The following is a 19,575-nucleotide window of genomic DNA, read 5'->3' on the forward strand; positions in this document are numbered from 1 at the left end:
TCGTCCCAGTTGCCTGTTGACCAAGTTCCTTCTGTCACGACTTTCGTCACTTTATTACGCTTGTTAGTTCTTGTTAATTCAACTGTTTGCGTAACTGGGCTAGCTACTTCGGTTGTTTCGTTGGCTTTATCGACATACTTGATGGTACGGGTAACAGTTTTAGTTTCTTTAACATCTTCTGTAGCTTGCGGATATTTCACAACGACTGTCTCATCTTTGCTTACTGATGTGACGGTCGCAGAAGAAACCGTAGCTGTTTCGGCTGGACCATAGTTTTCTACTGATGGTGAAACTTTTTCGTCCCAGTTTCCTGTTGTCCATTCACCGTAGGTTACAACTCCTGTTACCTTGTTCTCAGTTTTTGTACGGCTTAAGGTTACAGGTTGAACAACATCTTCTTTGACAGTTTGGTTCGTAACTTTATCAACGTAATGAATGGTACGCGTTATAGTCTTCGTCTCAGTAGTGGTGGCTGTTTTAGGAACCACTGTTTCCTCAACATTCTCACGGTAGTAGTAGTTAACGGTTGCACCGTCTTCTGGTACAGTTCCTGTGGCATTTTCAGGAGTTGCTACCAAGGTGTATGTTGTTTTCCTTGTGATAACTCGGTCTTCTTTGTCCTCAGTTGTTGTTTTTCCTTCAATAACTTTTGCTTCTGTAGTATACTCAGAACCTATCGCTAAATCAGCTTGTACAACAGACTCTGCCAACTTCTCTTGGGTACCTTCTTTATAGTAATTGGCTGTTACTGTAGCAGTAGTAGGCGCTTCACGTTCCTCATATACATAAGTTACCGTTCTTACCCCGCTTACGATATTTCCTTCAGTAGGGGCAGAATTTTCCCCCAAATCTCTTTTGACTCTATAATGTTTCCCATTAGTCGTTGAGATAGTGCTGAGTTTTTTATCTGTGACATTATAGCTAGTACCAATCAGTTGTTTTTTATTGGTAATGTAGGTTCCGTCACTTTCTTTTTCTCCAATTCCAGTATCATTTTTCAATGATAGCAAATGCCCTTGTTCATCAACATAGCGAACTTTCACATTTCCTGAGATTAGTTCTGCCAATTCTGAGGTTTTCTTCTTTTTCTTGATTTCTTCGGTTATTTTCTTTTTCTCTTCTTCGGGAATATTTAGTTTTGGAATGATTTTTTCAACAACGGTTCGTGATGGTTCCACAGTATCTTGGATGACTGAAAAGTCAGCGAGAATTGGAAGATTATACTGAACACGGTGACTTTGAGGATTTACCCCTACTCTGTCATTATTCTCTGAAAATACTTGTACGGTATAAGAAACAACATCTTTTGCTAATAAAACATCCCCAGTAGAGAAGTAGCCACCTTTTCCTAGATTGCTATCTCCAGGACCCACTGCGTCCTTAATCTTATCAGATAGTTGTTTATCAGTCAGTACATTCGTTCGCACAATTCCTTTGTCTACCCCTACAAAGTGTGAGAAATGTTTGAAGTCTTCAGAATCAGATCTAGCCCAACCTTTATTAAGGTTATTTGCTTTTGTATTTGTATTGTCTCTCTCAAAGGTTTGGGAATCAACACCATATGTATCTGCACTTGCAGTTGCTTCTATATCTGACCCTTGAATACCTGCTTCCTTACTACCATTTCTAGCGGCGAGATAGGTGTATTTTTCTGTTTCTACTTCTAGCTGATCATCCTTAACATGATAGGTAATTTTCTTAGCACCTGGTATAAGAGTCCTCAGTAGTTTATATACTCTGTCATCAGCTTTAGCTGGAGGAGTGCTTGAGTTTAGCCAAGTTGGGGTATTAGGAGTATCTTTATCAGCAACTTTCAATAAATTATTTAATTCGTTTGATAGCTTTGAAGTTGACTGAGATGTGCTTGTGAATGTTTTTCCCCACTCTGAATCTCTTTCTTTTGATTTTTCTATACTTAAGAAGTCTTCCGTAACATTTAATACAATATCGCCTTGTTTTTTAACTTCTTCCCTAGCTTCTGCTTCCAATTGATTGTACAGTTTGGTATCTTCTTCTGTATAATATCTTCTGGGTTTACGGTGTAATGGAGTAAATTTTATTTTCTCATTACGAATTTTATTAACACGAGATTTAAACTCATCTTTAAAAAATTTGGAAATTTGGAAATTCGCCAGTTCTACATTTAAACCTTTTTTGTACAAGTTTTCATTTTGAACGATTTCGGCTACACGGTGAATGGTTTCATCGTATACCGTCTTCTCTTGGCCAGCAGTATCCTTAGTTTTAATGACTACTCGATAGGTTCCTTTAGAACCATTAATATCTGAGATATATCCTGTCACAAATTCCACACGAACACGGCTTCCGAAGCCAGGAGAAAAGGCAGTAAACTGCTTCTCTATCCCATTATATCCAACTACACCTGGAGAATATTTATTATACTTATCTTTTTCTAAAAATGGGAGATTCTTAAATTCGGTGGAGTTCTTATTAGCACGTTCATTTTGAGCACGTGGATCATACTTCGAATTATCTGAAACCGTCTCGTCACGATTAGCTCGTGTACGTCCTTTAACAAGCATAAGCATGTATTTAAAACGACGGTCTAATGCTTGTTCGTGCACAAAGATGTTATCTAAGGCATCTGCCCCAAGCATACCACCTTGTTCAATCGTACCATCTTCTTTCTTATACCAACCTGTAAAGTAACCATCTGCATTTTTCTTACCAATAACGAATTTACCTGGTCTGCCATCTTTACCTGCAATCGCTGTCCATCCACCGAAAGAATCAAGTTCTCTTATTTCACCATCTTGTAATTTATCTCCTGTACCATCTTCACTGACTTTGCCGTTTTTAAATCTAAGAGCATCCCCAAGGGTGTTCATACTACGCAAGTAAGAACGTTCATTATTTTGGAAGTCGTCTGGCATATTTTTTACAATATCCCATAATTGTTCGAGAGTCAGATTTTCCTTAGGAGTATCAAATTTCAGATGGGCATTCTTATCATCCCCACCTGTCTCTCCATCTTTAGGCACAATGACCCCGGGCTGGTGTTCTTTTACTGTGTCACCCTTACGATTGGCATCCAGTAAATCTGAATCAGTATCTGCTGTGTCTGAACCTCCCTCATTTCCAGAAGTCGGCTCTGATTCAGTTCCTGTAGCTCCATTCGATGAATCACTTGACTCCCCATCAGCTAATTCTCTTTTACTACGAGTACGAGGTTTCGTACTTTCTGGAGTTACTAGCGGATTGTCAGCTACGGGAGCATTATAGGTGTTTGCTGCTGCATCAGTATGACTGAGGTCAGTCTTGTTTTCTGGCTCTCCAATTCCAGACTGTCCTGGATCTGTCGGGTTTGCTGTCCTCTCAGCTTCCCTCGCTGACTCCACGCCCTCAGCATGAGCAATCCCAGCTCCCATCAAAAGATAGAGCGCCCCAATGACAACACTAGCTGCACCGACACTCACTTTTCGAATACTGTATTTTAATTGTTTTTCTGGACTATTCATGACTACCTCCATATATATATATATATATCAAAAGATATATATTATAACAGATCTTATATAATAATCCTCATTTTAAATTATACAACGAATAAGGTTTAATTTCAATTTTTTAGAGACTACAAATAGGATAAACTTGACTTGTCATTTCGGTTTGTAATTAACACACTTAAATCAAAATTATGAATAGTACAGTCTTCTTCGCTCATTGACTAAAAACTTATGCTACCGTTTTACTAAAATGCTAAAAAGTGCTATAATGTGAACGGTTAAAACAATTTACAAAAAGGAGAATTTTAATGTCTTACCAAGAAAATTACCAGAAATGGGTTGATTTTGCGGAGCTTCCTGACTATCTTCGTCAAGATTTGGAAAATATGGACGAAAAAACAAAGGAAGATGCCTTCTATACAAATCTTGAATTTGGTACTGCAGGTATGCGTGGCTTGATTGGTGCTGGTACAAACCGCATCAACATCTACGTTGTTCGTCAAGCTACTGAAGGATTGGCTCGTTTGATTGAGTCAAAAGGTGGAAACGAGAAAGAACGCGGTGTAGCAATCGCCTACGATAGCCGTCACTTCTCACCTGAGTTTGCCTTTGAATCTGCGGCAGTTCTTGCTAAACACGGTATCAAATCTTATGTATTTGAAAGCCTTCGTCCAACTCCAGAACTCTCATTTGCAGTTCGTCACCTCAACTGTTTCGCGGGTATCATGGTCACAGCCAGTCACAACCCTGCACCATTTAACGGTTACAAGGTTTACGGTGAAGACGGTGGACAAATGCCTCCACACGACGCAGACGCTTTGACTACTTATATCCGTGCAATCGAAAACCCATTTGCGGTAGAAGTTGCTGATGTGGAATCTGAAAAAGCTTCTGGCTTGATTGAAGTTATCGGCGAAGCTGTCGATGTGGAATACCTCAAAGAAGTGAAGGACGTTAACATCAACCCAGCCTTGATTGAAGAATTTGGTAAAGACATGAAGATTGTCTACACACCACTTCATGGTACTGGTGAAATGTTGGCTCGTCGTGCTCTTGCCCAAGCAGGATTTGACTCTGTTCAAGTCGTTGAAGCGCAAGCAACTGCTGACCCAGACTTCTCAACTGTAAAATCTCCAAACCCAGAAAGCCAAGCAGCCTTTGCACTTGCTGAAGAACTTGGTCGTCAAGTTGGTGCAGATGTTCTTGTGGCAACTGACCCTGATGCTGACCGTGTTGGTGTTGAAGTTCTTCAAAAAGATGGTAGCTACCTCAACCTTTCAGGTAACCAAATCGGTGCTATCATGGCAAAATACATCTTGGAAGCCCACAAAAACGCTGGAACTCTTCCTGAAAATGCAGCCCTTTGCAAATCGATCGTATCAACTGACTTGGTAACGAAGATTGCTGAAAGCTACGGCGCAACCATGTTCAACGTTCTGACTGGTTTCAAATTCATCGCTGAAAAAATCCAAGAATTCGAAGAAAAACACAATCACACATACATGATGGGATTTGAAGAAAGCTTCGGTTACTTGATTAAACCATTCGTACGTGATAAAGACGCTATCCAAGCCGTTCTTGTCGTTGCTGAACTTGCTGCCTACTACCGTTCACGTGGTTTGACCCTTGCTGACGGTATCGAAGAAATCTATAAAGAGTACGGCTATTATGCAGAAAAGACAATCTCTGTTACCCTTTCAGGTGTCGATGGTGCTGAACAAATCAAAGCGATTATGGCTAAATTCCGTAACAATGCTCCAAAAGAATGGAACGCAACGGCTATCACTGTCGTAGAAGACTTTAAAGCTCAAACTGCTACTGCAGCTGACGGTACTGTTACAAACTTGACAACTCCTCCAAGTGATGTGTTGAAATATACACTTGCTGACGGTTCATGGATTGCTGTTCGCCCTTCAGGTACAGAACCAAAAATCAAGTTCTACATTGCAGTTGTAGGGGAAACAAACGAAGAATCACAAGCTAAAATTGCTAACATCGAAGCAGAAATCAATGCTTTTGTAAAATAAAGTCCTATAAAAGATGAGACAAACCAATCTCATCTTTTTTTCGTATCAAATCTAAGCAATTTTAGAAACTTTATGGCATACTAGACTTATCAATGAAAGCGAGGTAATCTCATGGAACAATTTTTAGATAACATCAAAGACCTTGAAGTCACTACAGTTGCGCGTGCGCAAGAAGCTCTTGATAAAAAAGAAACTGCAACCTTCTTTATCGGTCGCAAAACTTGCCCTTACTGCCGTAAATTTGCAGGTACATTGTCAGGTGTCGTAGCTGAAACCAAAGCCCACATCTACTTCATCAACAGTGAAGAAGCAAGCCAACTCAATGAGTTGCAAGCATTCCGCTCACGCTATGGAATCCCAACTGTACCAGGATTTGTTCACGTTGCGGATGGACAAATCAATGTCCGTTGCGACTCTTCAATGTCAGCACAAGAAATCAAAGATTTCGCAGGATTGTAAAAAATCAGCTAACAAGTCTTAAAATCACAAAAACGCATAATATAAGGTGCCAGAAAACCTTGATATTATGCGTTTTATTGTTCCTAAAACAGTTACATCAGCATTTCATTACAGAACATTTTAATTTTGGAAGTCAAATCAATTTTTAACAATGGTTTAGAAATCACAGTGGGCTATTCCATATTCAATTATCCAGATTCAATCGCTATTATCGTTTTCCTAGATTACAAAAAACTGCGTTTTGCTAATCAAAACGCAGTCTCAGCCACTATTTTATCTTACTGTCCTTCTTTTACTTCTTTGGTTGCTACATCTTCTCCAAACCATTTTTGGCTGATTTCTTGGAACTTGCCGTCCTTGTAAAGACTAGAAAAAGCTTCATTTATCTTCTTAACCAGAGTTGTATCTTCCTTACGGGCTCCAACCGCAAAAGCTTCTGTTTCTAGTCCAACTGTAAAGACATTATAATCGTTTAAAACACCTTCTGCTTCTAAATAATAATTTGCATAGACACGGTCAATCAATAGACCATCAATTCGATCATTTTTCAAATCAATCAAGGCTTCATTAAAGGTTTGGTATTGATTCGCTTCCTTATTAGCGACAATATCCTTTAAAATCGCTGGGTTTGCTTCAAAGTCCGCATAACCAGATGAACCAGCTTGAGCTCCTAATGTCTTTCCATCCATATCCTTTGCAGTCGTGATACCAGATGATTTCTTGGTCACCAATACCTGCTCATTCTTCATATATGAGTTACTGAATGCTACCTTTTCACGGCGTTCGTCGGTAGCGGAATAGCCATTCCAAATCAGATCAATCGTTCCTTTTGTCAATTCAGCTTCTTTCAAATCCCAATCAATCGGTTGCCAGTTTACTGTGATTCCGTATTTTTCAAAAACAGCTGTAGCTAAATCAATATCAAATCCTGCATAAGAACCATCTTTCTGAGCAAATCCCATTGGAACAAAAGTGCTATCAAATCCAATAGTAATAGACTTGTTAGACTCGTACTTAGACCAATTATCTCCACTAGTTTCGCTAGTATTTTTCCCACAAGCTACTAAGAACAAAGCAGTCATCAGACTGACTAATACAAGCATCCATTTTTTCATCCATTTTTCCTCCTATTTAGGTTCTACTTTCAATAATACATCTGCGATATTTTCAGCAAACTGCAAATCATGGGTTACCACAATCTGGGTCATGCCAAGTTCCCTATTTTGCAAGATCAGTTTTTCCACTTCCAAGCGTAATTCTGGATCCAGGGCAGAAGTTGGTTCATCGTAGCCAATGATTTCTGGGTCAATCATCATAGCACGCGCCAAAGCCACCCGCTGCTTTTGCCCACCAGATAGCGAGAAAGGATAGGCATCTGCGTGTCCTCCTAATCCTAACTGTTCCAAGAGTCCACTCGCCTTCTTCTCAGCCTCCTCCTGCTTCATTCCCATGGTCTTCACAGGCGATAAGGTCAAATTGTCCAGAACTGATAAATGAGGGAACAGTTGAAAATCTTGGAAGACAAATCCCAGTAGATTGCGCTTCTGTAATTCATCCAGCTCTAAGGAATCTCCATTATAAAAGATTTGCCCTGAATCAATAGTTTCAAGACCTGCAAGCATACGTAAAAGAGTTGTCTTACCTCCACCAGAAGGTCCAACGATAGCCAGGATTTGCTTTTCAGGAATACTTAGACTGAAATTAGACAGGATTTGTTTATCTCCAAAGACTTTATTGATATTTCGTAATTCTAACATGGCAGCCTCCTATCTATAATAACTATACTTCTTCTCAACTTTTTTGGAAATAATTGTCACAATCCCAATCAAAATCAAGTAAATGGCTCCTGCCAAGAACATAGGAACCAGACTAGCATCACGGTTGGCAGCTGTTCGACTAGCCAAGATAAGATCAGAAATTCCTAGAGCATAGACCAGAGAGGTATCCTTGACCAAACTCATAACTTCGTTAAAGACACTAGGAAGAACAATCTTGGTCACTTGGGGCAAGATAATATAGCGCACTGTGTCAAAAGGGCTAAACTTCAAGACCTTGGCTGCCTCATACTGTCCTCTTGGAATAGTGTCAATTCCCCCACGGAAAATTTCTGCAAAGTAAGCCGCATAATTCAAAACAAAGGCAATAATAGCTGCAGGAAGGCGGTCTAAACGAATCCCAATACTTGGGAGCACATAATAAATAAAAATCAATTGCAAGAGCAAGGGGGTGCCACGCATAACCCAGATGTAAATGTTAATCAGATAATGGAGGGGCTTCCAATGGACTTGCAAGGCAAAGGCAATCAAAACGCCCAAAGGAATCGAAAATAGCAAGACCAGTGCAAAGACCTGTACAGTCGTGCTCGCACCATTCAGTAAACTCGGTAATATCTCAAATAAATAAGACATACTGCACCTCCTAAAAGTAATTGTTCCTATTATAGCATGAATAAACAAAATAACCAACCATTTTTGCAAAAAAATTCTATCATATACAAATAAAAACCGTAGCTATCAAAAGAGATAAACTACAGTTCTATATGTTTAAACATTCTTACAATCTCTCAAACAGTTCTTGCATTTGCACATCATCTGGAACCAGTTTTAAGTAAGCTTGTGCATTGACTTTTGCTTCCTCAAAGTAGCCCAATTCACGCAAGACATAGATATAGTGTTCCAAAAACTCTGGATTGTCCTTTAAATCTCCTGCCAACTCTTGGTAATGCTCATAGGCAGTATCCAAATCGTCCATTTCTTGATAGGAACGAGCAATCATCCACTTGGTCAAGAGATTTTCTGGCTCATCGCTCTGCAAGTCTAGAATATCCTCATAACGCTCCTGCTCCAGATAAATAGTGGCTAAACGAAGCAAGATTTCTTCTGTATCCTCAGCGTCTTCTTTAGCTGTTAGGAGATAATTTTCTGCCCCACTTGCATCATGCAATTCATAAGAGAATTGCGAAGCAGCTAGCAAGAGGCGAGTTTCAAAGGGATTTTTCTCTAAGCCTTGCTTAGCGATACGCAGGGCTTCTTGAACTTGATGTTCCTTATGTAAGGCCTGGCTATAACCATATTCATAGCCTTCAAAGTCAGGAGAAATGGTATCAAGCTGCTTAAAGTAAAGGGTGGCTTTTTGGTATTCTTCTTGATCAAAGTAAAGGCTGGCCAACTCAAAAGCTGTTAGGTCATCGTATTCTAACTCCAGGGCTTTTTCTAAAAACTCAGTAGCCGTTTCAAATTTCCCTAACTGGGCATAGGCAAAACCAATTCGTTGATAGGTGGAAATGCCCGTTTGCTCATAAATAGTACGATTATCTAACTGGGCATAGCCTTGAATGGCCTCTTGGTAATTTTCCAACTCACTATCCAACTCTGCCAAACCCAATATCAAGAGAGGATCCTCTGAGTAGGTCAAAGCCTCCAGCAATTTCTCACGCGCCACATCTGTCAAACCTTCCATCTGGTAAAGATCTGCCTTCAAAGCCAAAGCCGAAACATACCAGTCACTGTCAGCTTGGATTTCCTCAAGATAAGCAAAGGCTTCTTCGATTTGACCATCCTCGCTAGCAATTGCAGCTAGATTAAGATGAAGCTCTGGGAAATCCTCTACAATTTTCAGGTAAATCTCCTTTGCCTGAGGATAAAAACCAATCCCTTCAAGATAAGTTGCCAACTCATACAGAAGATCACTTGAATCATTTTCTAAAGCTTCGGCGAAATAATGCTCAGCCTTGGCTAAATCTTGCTCTTCCAAAGCCTGTAACATCTGTTGACTATTGTTCACTTTTGACTTCCTCGCCCTCTACTTCATATAGACCACTGACTACCTTATACCATTCGAAAATGGCTGAAATGACAACCTTAGCAGAGGCATAAACCGGAATACCAAGTAAAACTCCCCAAATACCAAACATAGAGCCTGAAGTTAACAAAACAAAGAGAACATTAATGGGATGGATATTTAATTGGCTTCCCAAAATCAGTGGCGAAACAAAACGGCCTTCAATAGTTTGCTCCACGATAAAGACAATCACTACTTTCAACAGCATGACTGGACCAGCAATCAAGCCCAATACTAGGGCAGGAAGCATGGCTAGGAAGCTACCAAGATAAGGAACCAGATTTAAAATACCAGCAGTAACACCCAGCGTAACCGCATAGCGTAGACCAATAATCTTGAAGAAGATCATAAACATTACTGCTACAATAATAGCCACTGTCACTTGCCCCCGAACATAGTTGGACAACTGTTGATTCACATCTGATAAAACTTGTCCTACAGGTTCTTTCAATTTTCTTGGCATGAATTGGGTCAAATAGTTACGCAGGCCTTTCCCATCACGCAAGAGATAAAAGAGCATGAACGGAACGATAATCAAGGCAACAATCACTTGAGAAGCTCCGCTAATAAAGGCACTCACCCAGTTGACTGCCTGAGATGAAACCTTACTTGCCCAAACTGTAGCCTGACTAGAGAAGTTTGTCAAAACCTGCTCTAACTGAGGTCTGAAATCATCTGGCAGATGCTGGGCTACCAATCCATTAACAACCCTATCTATATCTTCTAAGTAAACAGGAACGTTTCTTGCAAAGGTCAAAACCTGGCGTTGCAGATTTGGAATGGCGACTGCCAAGCCCCAAATGATAAAGAGAGCGATGATGACAAAGACAATAGTGATAGCTATAACACGATTAACCTTATGCTTCTCCATCCAATCAACAATAGGATTCAACAAATAATATAACAAGCCAGACAGAATGACTGGCAACATCACAACTGCTAAAAAGTCTAAAACAGGTGAAAATAGAAAACTAATCTTACTTAAAATAAAAAGATTGAGTCCCAATAATAAGGTTACTAAAAATACCGTAATGGCCTTGTTATCCAAAAACCACTTGAAAAACCAAGATAGGCTAAAATGTTTCTCTTTTTGCTCCATAAATACTTCCTTTCTATCGTTCTCTCATTATACCATTTTTAAATCAAAATAACTCTTTTTTAAAGTGCTTACATCTAATTGGATGTCTTTAATTGGCTTGTTTTTGTGATATAATAGTCTTATCTTTATATAGAGGTAACGTTATGAAAGAAACTGTTTATTTTGGAACTTATACACGTCGTACTTCCCAAGGGATTTACAAGGCTGACTTTGATACAGAAACTGGTCAGCTTTCAAATCTAGAACTTTTTACAGCTGAGCCAAGTCCAACCTACCTTGCCTTTGACCAGCACCAACACCTATACACTGTTGGTAGTCAAGACGATAAGGGAGGGATTGCAGCCTATCAAACTGACGGGGCTTTATTAAATCACGTCGTTGAAAAAGGAGCTCCCCACTGTTATGTTGCCGTTGATGAAAAGCGTAATTTGGTCTATGCAGCCAACTACCACAAGGGACAGGTCCTTGTTTATAAACGTCAGAAGGATGGGAGTCTTCTACTTAGTGATATGGATCAACACAGTGGCCAAGGTCCACATGAAAATCAAGCTTCCCCCCATGTTCACTATACAGATTTAACACCTGACCACTATCTAGTGACCTGCGACTTGGGTACTGACCAAGTTATCACTTATGACCTTGATCAAGAAGGGAAATTATCTAAACTCTATACCTACAATAGCCAGCCAGGAGCGGGCTCACGTCATATCGTTTTCCATAACCACTATAAAATCGCTTATCTGATTTGTGAACTCAATAGCACTATCGAGGTTCTAATCTACGATGGCGTTGGCGAATTTGAACGTATGCAAGTGATTTCAACTCTACCAGACGGTTATGAAGGCTTTAATGGAACCGCTGCTATTCGTCTCTCTACAGACGGTAAATACCTCTACGCTTCTAACCGTGGTCATGATTCTATCGCAGTATATACCATCCTTGCGGACGGTAGCTTAGAGTTATTAGAAATCGTTCCAACACATGGTCAGACTCCACGTGATTTTGATTTGACACCTGACCAAAAATTTCTCATTGCTGTCCACCAAGACTCTGACAATGCAACTGTCTTTAAACGTAATTGTGACAATGGTCGTCTAGCAGAACTCTCCAACGACTTCCATGTTCCCGAAGCAGTCTGCATCCGTTTTGCTCCTTAATACTCTTCAAAAATCTCTTCAAACCACGTCAGCGTCGCCTTACCGTAGGTATGGTTACTGANNTATCCACAACCTCAAAACTGTGTTTTGAGCTGACTTCGTCAGTTCTATCCACAACCTCAAAACTATGTTTTGAGCAACCTATGGCTAACTTCCTATGTTTGCTTTTTGATTTTTATTGAGTATAAAACACCATAAAAAAATGAACTTGGAATTTTCAAGTTCATTTTTTCTTATAGTCTATTTCCGACATTAATACGGTTAATGGCACGTTGCAGTGCAATCTTCGCACGACGTTCTTGGTCAATCAAGTGTTTGTCTTGTGCTTCTTCAATTGCACGTTCTGCACGAAGTTTGGCACGTTCTGCACGACTGATATCGATATCACGAGCACGTTCTGCAGAGTCAGCGACGATTGTGATCATATCATTGGCAATTTCAATAACACCGCCGTTTACTGCAATCCAGTTCACGTGATCTTCATCATCAATACGTTTTACCTTTACTTCATCAACTGCTAAAACCGCAATCATATTTTCATGTCGTGGCAAGATCCCCATCTCACCATCCAGAGTTCGAACCGATACATAGCTGGCATGGTGATCATAGACGAGACCATCTGGTGTCACGATCTGGACAGTTAACTGAGCCATAGATCACCTCTTAAAATCCCATTTTTTCAGCTTTTACAATCACATCTTCGATAGAACCTACACCACGGAAGGCATCTTCTGGCAAGTGGTCGTATTTACCATCAAGGATTTCCTTAAAGCCACGTACAGTTTCAGCAACTGGAACATATGAACCAGGCTGACCAGTAAATTGTTCCGCAACGTTGAAGTTTTGTGACAAGAAGAACTGGATACGACGGGCACGTGCAACCAAGGTCTTTTCTTCATCAGAAAGTTCATCCATACCAAGGATAGCAATGATATCTTGCAATTCATGGTAACGTTGAAGAACGCGTTTTACTTCAGCAGCAACTGCATAGTGCTCTTCTCCAACGATTTCAGGTGCTAAGGCACGTGAACTTGAAGCAAGTGGGTCAACGGCTGGGTAGATACCCAATTGTACCAACTTACGTTCCAAGTTGGTTGTTGAATCCAAGTGAGCAAAGGCTGTTGCTGGCGCTGGGTCAGTATAGTCATCCGCTGGCACATAGATAGCCTGGATAGAGGTTACAGAACCCTTCTTAGTTGATGTAATACGTTCTTGCAATTGACCCATTTCCGTAGCAAGTGTTGGTTGGTAACCAACGGCTGATGGCATACGACCCAAAAGGGCAGATACTTCTGAACCAGCCTGAGTGAAACGGAAGATATTATCGATAAAGAGAAGCACGTCTTGGCCTTCTACATCACGGAAGTATTCAGCGATTGTCAAACCAGTAAGGGCAACACGCATACGTGCTCCTGGTGGCTCATTCATCTGACCAAATACCATGGCTGTTTTCTCGATAACGCCTGATTCTTTCATTTCCCAGTAAAGGTCATTCCCTTCACGAGTACGTTCCCCAACACCGGTAAATACTGAAATACCACCGTGTTCTTGGGCAATGTTGTGAATCAATTCTTGGATTAAGACGGTTTTACCAACTCCGGCACCACCGAAAAGTCCAACCTTACCACCTTTAAGGTAAGGGGCAAGAAGGTCGATAACCTTAATCCCTGTTTCAAGGATTTCAGAAGAGGTAGACAATTCATCAAAAGTTGGAGCTTTTTTATGAATTGGCTGACGCTCTGCGTCTTCTGTAAAAGGAGCTTCCAAGTCAATGGTATCTCCCAAAACGTTGAAGACACGTCCCAAAGTTTCTTTACCTACTGGTACAGAGATTGGACGACCTGTGTCCAATACTTCCATTCCACGAGTCAACCCATCTGTTGATTCCATGGCGATAGTACGGACCATACCATCTCCCAACTCCAAGGCTACTTCAAGGACGATTTTTGTTTTTCTTTCGTCATTTTTGTAGACGACAAGTGCATTGTTAATCTCAGGAAGTTTTTCCCCTGCTGCAAACAAGACGTCTACAACGGGACCGATAACCTGAGCAATTTTACCTGAACTCATCTCCTTCTCCTATTCTATATAAGATACTGTCGGTTCCTAGCTCAACTAGGTCCTAAGTTCATTTTCATACGAGCTGGACTAGAGCCTATTCTAAGGCACTAGCACCTGCTACGATTTCTGTAATTTCTTGTGTAATCGCCGCCTGTCTGGCACGGTTATACTGAATTGTCAAATCATTGATGACTTTCTTAGCATTATCAGTCGCTGTTTGCATGGCTGTCATACCAGCAGCATTCTCAGCTGTCTTGGCATCGATAATGGCACCGTAAATCATACTTTCTGCAAACTGAGGCAATAACTGCTCCAAAATTTCTTCTCGGCTGGTTTCCAATTCAAAAGTCAAGCTATACTCTTCATCCGCTTCATTTGGATCCAAGTCAACAATCGGAAGCATTTGTTCCACACGCATTTGACTGGTTAGCGTATTGACATGATGGTTATAGCAGACATAGAGTTCATCAAAAAGTTCATTTTGGTACATTTCAACAGTTTTTGAAATAATCTTACGAACTTGATCAAAGCTAGGTTGGTCTGCCAAGCCACGTAGTTCATAAAGTGGTTGAATACCACGAGCCTTAAAGAAATCAGCTCCCATTCCACCAATACAGATCATTTCAAAACCTGTACCGTCTGGGTGGTATTCTTCTTTCAACTCCATAACGGCTTTCAGAATAGAGGAATTATAACCTCCAACCAAACCACGGTCTGAAGTAATGACGATATAGCCTGTCTTCTTCACAGGACGGCTAATCAACATGGGATTAGTTGAACCACCAGCTCCATTACCATGAAGAATATCTGTCAAAAGTTTGCGAACCTTCTGAGCGTAAACTTGAAAGTTGCGAGCAGCTTCTTCAGAGCGACCTAGCTTAGCAGCTGATACCATCTGCATGGCATTAGTGATTTGACTCGTATTTTTTGTTGAGGCGATTTTTGTTTTAATATCATTTAGAGATACTGCCATCTGACACCTCTATTCTTATTGGAAGCTGGTTTGGTTGAGAAACTCTGTAATCGCAGCATCCAAGACTGCTTCTTCTGGCAAGTCTTTTGTATCACGAATGGTTTCCAAAATCTCTGGATGTTGAGCATCAAAGAAGGCATGGAACTCTTCCTCGAAACGAACAATATCATCTACTGGAACAGTATCCAAGAAACCATGTGTCAAAGCATAGAGAATGGTTACTTGTTTCTCAACAGGCAATGGTTTGTGAACAGGTTGTTTCAAGACTTCAACTGTACGACGACCGCGGTTCAACTTAGCCTGTGTTGCCGCATCCAAGTCAGAACCAAACTTAGTGAAGGCTTCCAACTCACGGTATGAAGCAAGGTCGATACGAAGTGTACCAGCAACCTTCTTCATGGCTTTGATTTGTGCAGAACCACCTACACGTGATACAGATGAACCCGCATCGATGGCTGGACGAATACCCGCATTGAAGAGACCATCACCAAGGAAGATTTGTCCATCAGTGATAGAAATCACATTGGTTGCGATATAGGCCGAGATATCTCCTGCTTGTGTCTCGATAAATGGTAGGGCTGTAATTGATCCACCACCAAGTTCATCAGAAACTTTAGCTGAGCGCTCAAGCAAACGGCTGTGAAGGTAGAAAACATCCCCTGGAAAGGCTTCACGACCTGGAGGACGACGAAGCAAGAGTGACAGTTCACGATAAGCTACCGCTTGTTTTGATAGATCATCGTATACAATCAAAACATGCTTCCCTTGGTACATAAATTCTTCCGCCATGGCAACCCCAGCATAAGGAGCTAGGAAGAGCAATGGAGATGGTTGTGAAGCAGAGGCTGTCACAACGATTGTGTAGTCCAAGGCACCGTACTGACGAAGTGTTTCTACTTGCGTACGAACTGTTGATTCTTTTTGTCCAATTGCGACATAGATACAGATCATATCTTGATCTTTTTGGTTCAAGATTGTATCAATCGCAATGGTTGTTTTCCCTGTCTGACGGTCACCGATAATCAACTCACGTTGACCACGACCAATCGGTACAAGGGCGTCAATAGCTTTCAAACCAGTTTGCAATGGTTCTGAGACTGACTTACGTTGCATGACACCAGGAGCTGGCGCTTCTACTGGACGAGTTTTATCTGTGTGGATTTCTCCAAGACCGTCAACTGGACGACCAAGCGAATCCACAACACGACCAATCAGACTTTCACCTACTGGGACTTCCATGATTTTACCTGTACGGCGGATTGTATCGCCTTCACGAATATCTGTAAAGTCACCTAGGATGATAATACCAACGTCTGTTGACTCTAAGTTTTGAGCCATACCATAAGAACCGTTTTCAAAGATCAACAACTCTCCACTCATGGCATTTTCAAGGCCGTGAGCACGCGCGATACCGTCCCCGATATAGGTTACAACACCTGTTTCAGTCACATCAAAATTAGGTTTGAAATTTTCAATTTGTTGCTTAATTAAAGCGCTGATTTCTTGTGCGTTAATTGCCAAAAGAACACCACTTTCTATTTCAAATTTTCTTTAACAACTTTAAGTTGTTGTTTAATACTCACATCAATTGTCTTGTGATTGGCAAAAATAACAAAACCACCAATGAGACTTTCATCGATTTGTTCTTTTACACTCCTTACTTTCAGAGACATTTTCTTCTCAATCAAAGGGAGCAAACGACTCTTTTGTTCATCAGTTAGAGGATGAGCAGCAGTAATCGTCACTTCAAATCGATTTGTTTCTTTTTCAAGTCGGTCCAAGCAATCTACAAGCACATCATAAAAAAGATTTACTCTGTGATTGTAGGCCAGAACCTGGATAAAGTTTTGTAATAAAGGTGACACAGAGTCTTGGAAAAAAGCAATCGTTTTTTTCTTGTCAGACTCATCTACTGTCACTTTTTTTAAAAAAGAAGGTAAACCTGTTTCTTCAGCAATTTGCTTGATTTGAGTCAAGTCTGAAAAGATACGGGCTTCTTCTCCTTTTTCAAGTACCAATTGGACAAAAGGCATGCTGTATTTTTCAATTACCTTTACTGTTTTCTTGTCCATTAAGCTTCTCCTAGCTGATCGATATACTGATCAATGAGTTCTTTATGGGCATGACCGTCAAGGTTTTGTGAGATGATTTTACCAGCTAGGCTGATGGTCAAATCTGCTACCTCACCCTTAACGCTTTGTAAAGCTTCAGCTTTGTTTTGAGCAATTTCTTGGTTTGCTTTTTCTTTTAAGCGTCCTGCTTCTAGTTTAGCATCTACTAAAATACTAGCCTTACTTTTCTCAGCTGTTGTTTTCGCATTCTCAATGATTGCCTTGGCTTCTTTACGGCTACCAGCCAATTCATCTTCGCGTTTTTGAGCCAATACTTCTGCTTTTTGACGAGCTTCTTCAGCACTGTCAATATCAGTAGCAATTTTTTCAGCTCTTTCTTCGAAAATGCCTGTAATATTAGACCATGCAAATTTTTTAATCAAGACTAGCAAAAGAATAAAAGAGCCAGTGATTAAAATAAAATTACCAATCAATTCACCTACTGTTACGTGCATCAGTTACTCCTTTCTATTCCTCTTCAATATTAATCTTATTCCCTAAATACACAGATGTCAAAAGAGTAAAGACATAAGCTTGGATGCAGGAAATAAAGACAGAAAATGCAGTCCAAGCCAAATTAGCTCCAAAGGCTACTGGATACCAATAAATAGCTTGGTGGGAAAGAAGAAGTAACAAACTCGTCATGACCTCTCCTGCAAAGATATTCCCAAAAATCCGCAAAGCCAAAGATAAGAAGTTTGTAAATTCTTCCAAGATATTCATCGGTATGACAAAAACAGGACTCATAAAAGATTTTATACTTTTTTTAAATCCACGACGACGAACGCTTTCTATATGTGTCAACAAAATGACAAGAAAAGATAAGGTTAAGTCATACTGTAAATTAGCGGTTGGCGAACTCCACCAGTTAGTCCCATCGATCGTTTGAAGCTTTGTCATTAAGCCAAGGTTATTGGCAATCACCATGAAAAGAAATAAACAAAGGAAAAAGAGTGAGTAATCTTTCATGTAGCGCGAACCAATGTTAGGTTCTGTAAATCCAATAACAAAGTCATAGACATACTCAAGTACATTTTGCTTTCCTTTGGGTTTCAAGGTCATATTGCGGCTTGCCCAATAAATAAAGACAAAAATAACTCCCACAATCAACAAGGTCATGGCTAACATAGTCAGATTGAAGATAACAGGACCAATAGAGATGATTGGATTAATACTTTCTTCCATCTAAAATCCTCCCTTTTCTTCTCGTTCCATGTATTTATTTGATAATAAATGAGAAGACAAGAGTTACAAAGAAAGTTCCTTCAATAAAGGCAACACCTAAAAACATCAAACTACGAAACTCAGAAAGCATATCTGGTTGGCGTGCTACTGATTTAAACAGTCCATTCATCAATAAACCTTCACCGACAGATACGCCCATACAGGCAATACATAAGCCTAAATATGTTAAATTCATAACGAATTCTCCTTTAAAATAAAATTTACTTACTTAGTGTAGTCCTAAAATTTAAATTTGTCAACTTTTAACCGCTATTGGAAGCGTTTAATAAAAATTATTTCCATTTTCTTTCGGATTTCACTCTATTCTGAAAAACTCGAGAGGGGAATCTCGGATTAATGTCAATTTAAAAAGATAGAGAGTTTTTAGTTTAAATAAATTGTTTTAAAATATCAACCACATCACTTCTTTTCTTAACCCGATAAGCCTTGATTCCCAATTTCTCAGCTGCCATTGCATTGTACCCAATATTGCCCAGAAAGACACAATTTCTAGGTTATAACTGGTATTTATCGATAGTTACTCATATACATCAGTCCACCTCCATACTTATGTGCGAGCCTCTCTTTGTATTATACCTCCATACTCACCTTACAGATTCTTTTGCTAATAATATCTTTGCCCAATGTAGGGATAGTCTTGTAACCTAAAGACTTCCTTGTAGCCATACCTTTTATAAAAATCAAGAGCTTGAAACTGGTAGGTATTGACAAAGGCAAAACGACAGTTTCGATTCTTAGCTTCAGTTTCTGCTTGCTGCAATAGTTTTGAACCGATTCCTTGCCCTCTCAGTTCCTCTTTTACAAATAAATACTCGATTTCTAGCCAATTTCTAAAAGTCTCTACTATCAAACCTGCCAGGAGATTGCCCTTTTCATCTTCGACATAAAGATTAAGTGGCTCACTTTCAGCTTCCTCTCTTTTTGAACGGTTATAAACACGAATCAGATTCCCTATTTCTTGCGATTTATGTGATTCCTTATTTTTCAATCTAAAGTATAGTGAAATAAAATAAAACATGCGCAAATCGATTAAGGAATTTAATCTAATTTCTAACAATGTCTTAGAAACCAAAGTATACTATTTTAACTTCAATGCACTATACATCTAATACTCAATAAAAATCAAAGAGCAAACT

Annotated in this window: 17 protein-coding genes and 3 pseudogenes; 3 read left to right on the forward strand and 17 right to left on the reverse strand. The window is 40.0% G+C overall.

What is annotated here, in order from left to right:
- From HT736_RS12135 to HT736_RS11860, 3 pseudogenes are all read right to left on the reverse strand, one after another.
- Positions 1 to 200: pseudogene (locus HT736_RS12135) on the reverse strand (hypothetical protein); the annotation flags it as partial.
- A pseudogene (locus tag HT736_RS12140) lies at positions 180 to 488 on the reverse strand (cell surface protein); the annotation flags it as partial. The pseudogenes HT736_RS12135 and HT736_RS12140, both read right to left, overlap by 21 nt.
- Positions 446 to 1,567, reverse strand: a pseudogene (locus HT736_RS11860) (MucBP domain-containing protein). The pseudogenes HT736_RS11860 and HT736_RS12140, both read right to left, overlap by 43 nt.
- A 2,208-nt stretch (positions 1,568 to 3,775) precedes the next feature.
- On the opposite strand from HT736_RS11860, the gene HT736_RS10505 reads away from it, so the two are divergent.
- On the forward strand, positions 3,776 to 5,494 hold the full coding sequence (locus HT736_RS10505) for a phospho-sugar mutase (protein WP_000121691.1): 1,719 nt from the start codon (positions 3,776 to 3,778) through the stop codon (positions 5,492 to 5,494).
- Positions 5,495 to 5,605: 111 nt separating this feature from the next.
- Positions 5,606 to 5,953, forward strand: coding sequence for a thiol reductase thioredoxin (locus tag HT736_RS10510; RefSeq protein WP_000434638.1), 348 nt, complete (start codon positions 5,606 to 5,608; stop codon positions 5,951 to 5,953).
- Between the two features lie 278 nt (positions 5,954 to 6,231).
- On the opposite strand, the gene HT736_RS10515 is transcribed toward HT736_RS10510, so the two are convergent.
- From HT736_RS10515 to HT736_RS10535, 5 genes are all read right to left on the reverse strand, one after another.
- Positions 6,232 to 7,068 (reverse strand): amino acid ABC transporter substrate-binding protein, encoded by an 837-nt coding sequence (locus HT736_RS10515; RefSeq protein ID WP_000759194.1) that lies wholly within the window; start codon positions 7,066 to 7,068, stop codon positions 6,232 to 6,234.
- Between the two features lie 12 nt (positions 7,069 to 7,080).
- On the reverse strand, positions 7,081 to 7,710 hold the full coding sequence (locus tag HT736_RS10520) for an amino acid ABC transporter ATP-binding protein (RefSeq protein WP_000891768.1): 630 nt from the start codon (positions 7,708 to 7,710) through the stop codon (positions 7,081 to 7,083).
- 9 nt (positions 7,711 to 7,719) lie between these two features.
- Entirely contained in the window at positions 7,720 to 8,361 is a 642-nt protein-coding gene (locus HT736_RS10525) for an amino acid ABC transporter permease (protein WP_000120831.1), read from the reverse strand.
- A 145-nt stretch (positions 8,362 to 8,506) separates the two neighbouring features.
- Positions 8,507 to 9,736, reverse strand: a complete 1,230-nt coding sequence (locus HT736_RS10530) for a tetratricopeptide repeat protein (protein WP_165852389.1) — start codon at positions 9,734 to 9,736, stop codon at positions 8,507 to 8,509.
- Positions 9,726 to 10,892: an AI-2E family transporter gene (locus HT736_RS10535; protein ID WP_119920095.1), complete on the reverse strand. Its 1,167-nt coding sequence runs from the start codon at positions 10,890 to 10,892 to the stop codon at positions 9,726 to 9,728. The genes HT736_RS10530 and HT736_RS10535 overlap by 11 nt, the downstream gene beginning before the upstream one ends.
- Positions 10,893 to 11,035: 143 nt before the next feature.
- On the opposite strand from HT736_RS10535, the gene HT736_RS10540 reads away from it, so the two are divergent.
- Positions 11,036 to 12,049 (forward strand): lactonase family protein, encoded by a 1,014-nt coding sequence (locus HT736_RS10540; RefSeq protein WP_000665636.1) that lies wholly within the window; start codon positions 11,036 to 11,038, stop codon positions 12,047 to 12,049.
- A 233-nt stretch (positions 12,050 to 12,282) separates the two neighbouring features.
- On the opposite strand, the gene HT736_RS10545 is transcribed toward HT736_RS10540, so the two are convergent.
- From HT736_RS10545 to HT736_RS10585, 9 genes are all read right to left on the reverse strand, one after another.
- Complete coding sequence (locus tag HT736_RS10545) at positions 12,283 to 12,702, reverse strand: F0F1 ATP synthase subunit epsilon (protein WP_000068041.1); 420 nt, start codon at positions 12,700 to 12,702, stop codon at positions 12,283 to 12,285.
- 10 nt (positions 12,703 to 12,712) lie between these two features.
- Entirely contained in the window at positions 12,713 to 14,119 is a 1,407-nt protein-coding gene (atpD, locus tag HT736_RS10550; protein ID WP_050076536.1) for a F0F1 ATP synthase subunit beta, read from the reverse strand.
- Positions 14,120 to 14,204: 85 nt separating this feature from the next.
- Positions 14,205 to 15,083, reverse strand: coding sequence for a F0F1 ATP synthase subunit gamma (locus HT736_RS10555; protein WP_000301223.1), 879 nt, complete (start codon positions 15,081 to 15,083; stop codon positions 14,205 to 14,207).
- Between the two features lie 15 nt (positions 15,084 to 15,098).
- Positions 15,099 to 16,604, reverse strand: a complete 1,506-nt coding sequence (atpA, locus tag HT736_RS10560) for a F0F1 ATP synthase subunit alpha (RefSeq protein WP_000996633.1) — start codon at positions 16,602 to 16,604, stop codon at positions 15,099 to 15,101.
- 14 nt (positions 16,605 to 16,618) lie between these two features.
- Entirely contained in the window at positions 16,619 to 17,155 is a 537-nt protein-coding gene (locus tag HT736_RS10565) for a F0F1 ATP synthase subunit delta (RefSeq protein ID WP_000359025.1), read from the reverse strand.
- Complete coding sequence (gene atpF, locus HT736_RS10570; protein ID WP_000558555.1) at positions 17,155 to 17,649, reverse strand: F0F1 ATP synthase subunit B; 495 nt, start codon at positions 17,647 to 17,649, stop codon at positions 17,155 to 17,157. Before atpF ends, HT736_RS10565 begins: the two co-directional genes overlap by 1 nt.
- Before the next feature lie 13 nt (positions 17,650 to 17,662).
- Entirely contained in the window at positions 17,663 to 18,379 is a 717-nt protein-coding gene (gene atpB / locus HT736_RS10575; protein WP_000392851.1) for a F0F1 ATP synthase subunit A, read from the reverse strand.
- A gap of 34 nt (positions 18,380 to 18,413) precedes the next feature.
- Positions 18,414 to 18,614: a F0F1 ATP synthase subunit C gene (locus tag HT736_RS10580; protein ID WP_001054890.1), complete on the reverse strand. Its 201-nt coding sequence runs from the start codon at positions 18,612 to 18,614 to the stop codon at positions 18,414 to 18,416.
- A gap of 429 nt (positions 18,615 to 19,043) precedes the next feature.
- A complete protein-coding gene (locus HT736_RS10585) occupies positions 19,044 to 19,457 on the reverse strand; it encodes a GNAT family N-acetyltransferase (protein ID WP_000499170.1) in 414 nt (137 codons plus the stop codon).
- Between the last annotated feature and the right edge of the window lie 118 nt (positions 19,458 to 19,575).

This window comes from Streptococcus sp. 339, from assembly GCF_013277285.1.
Classification (GTDB): Bacteria; Bacillota; Bacilli; order Lactobacillales; family Streptococcaceae; genus Streptococcus; species Streptococcus pseudopneumoniae.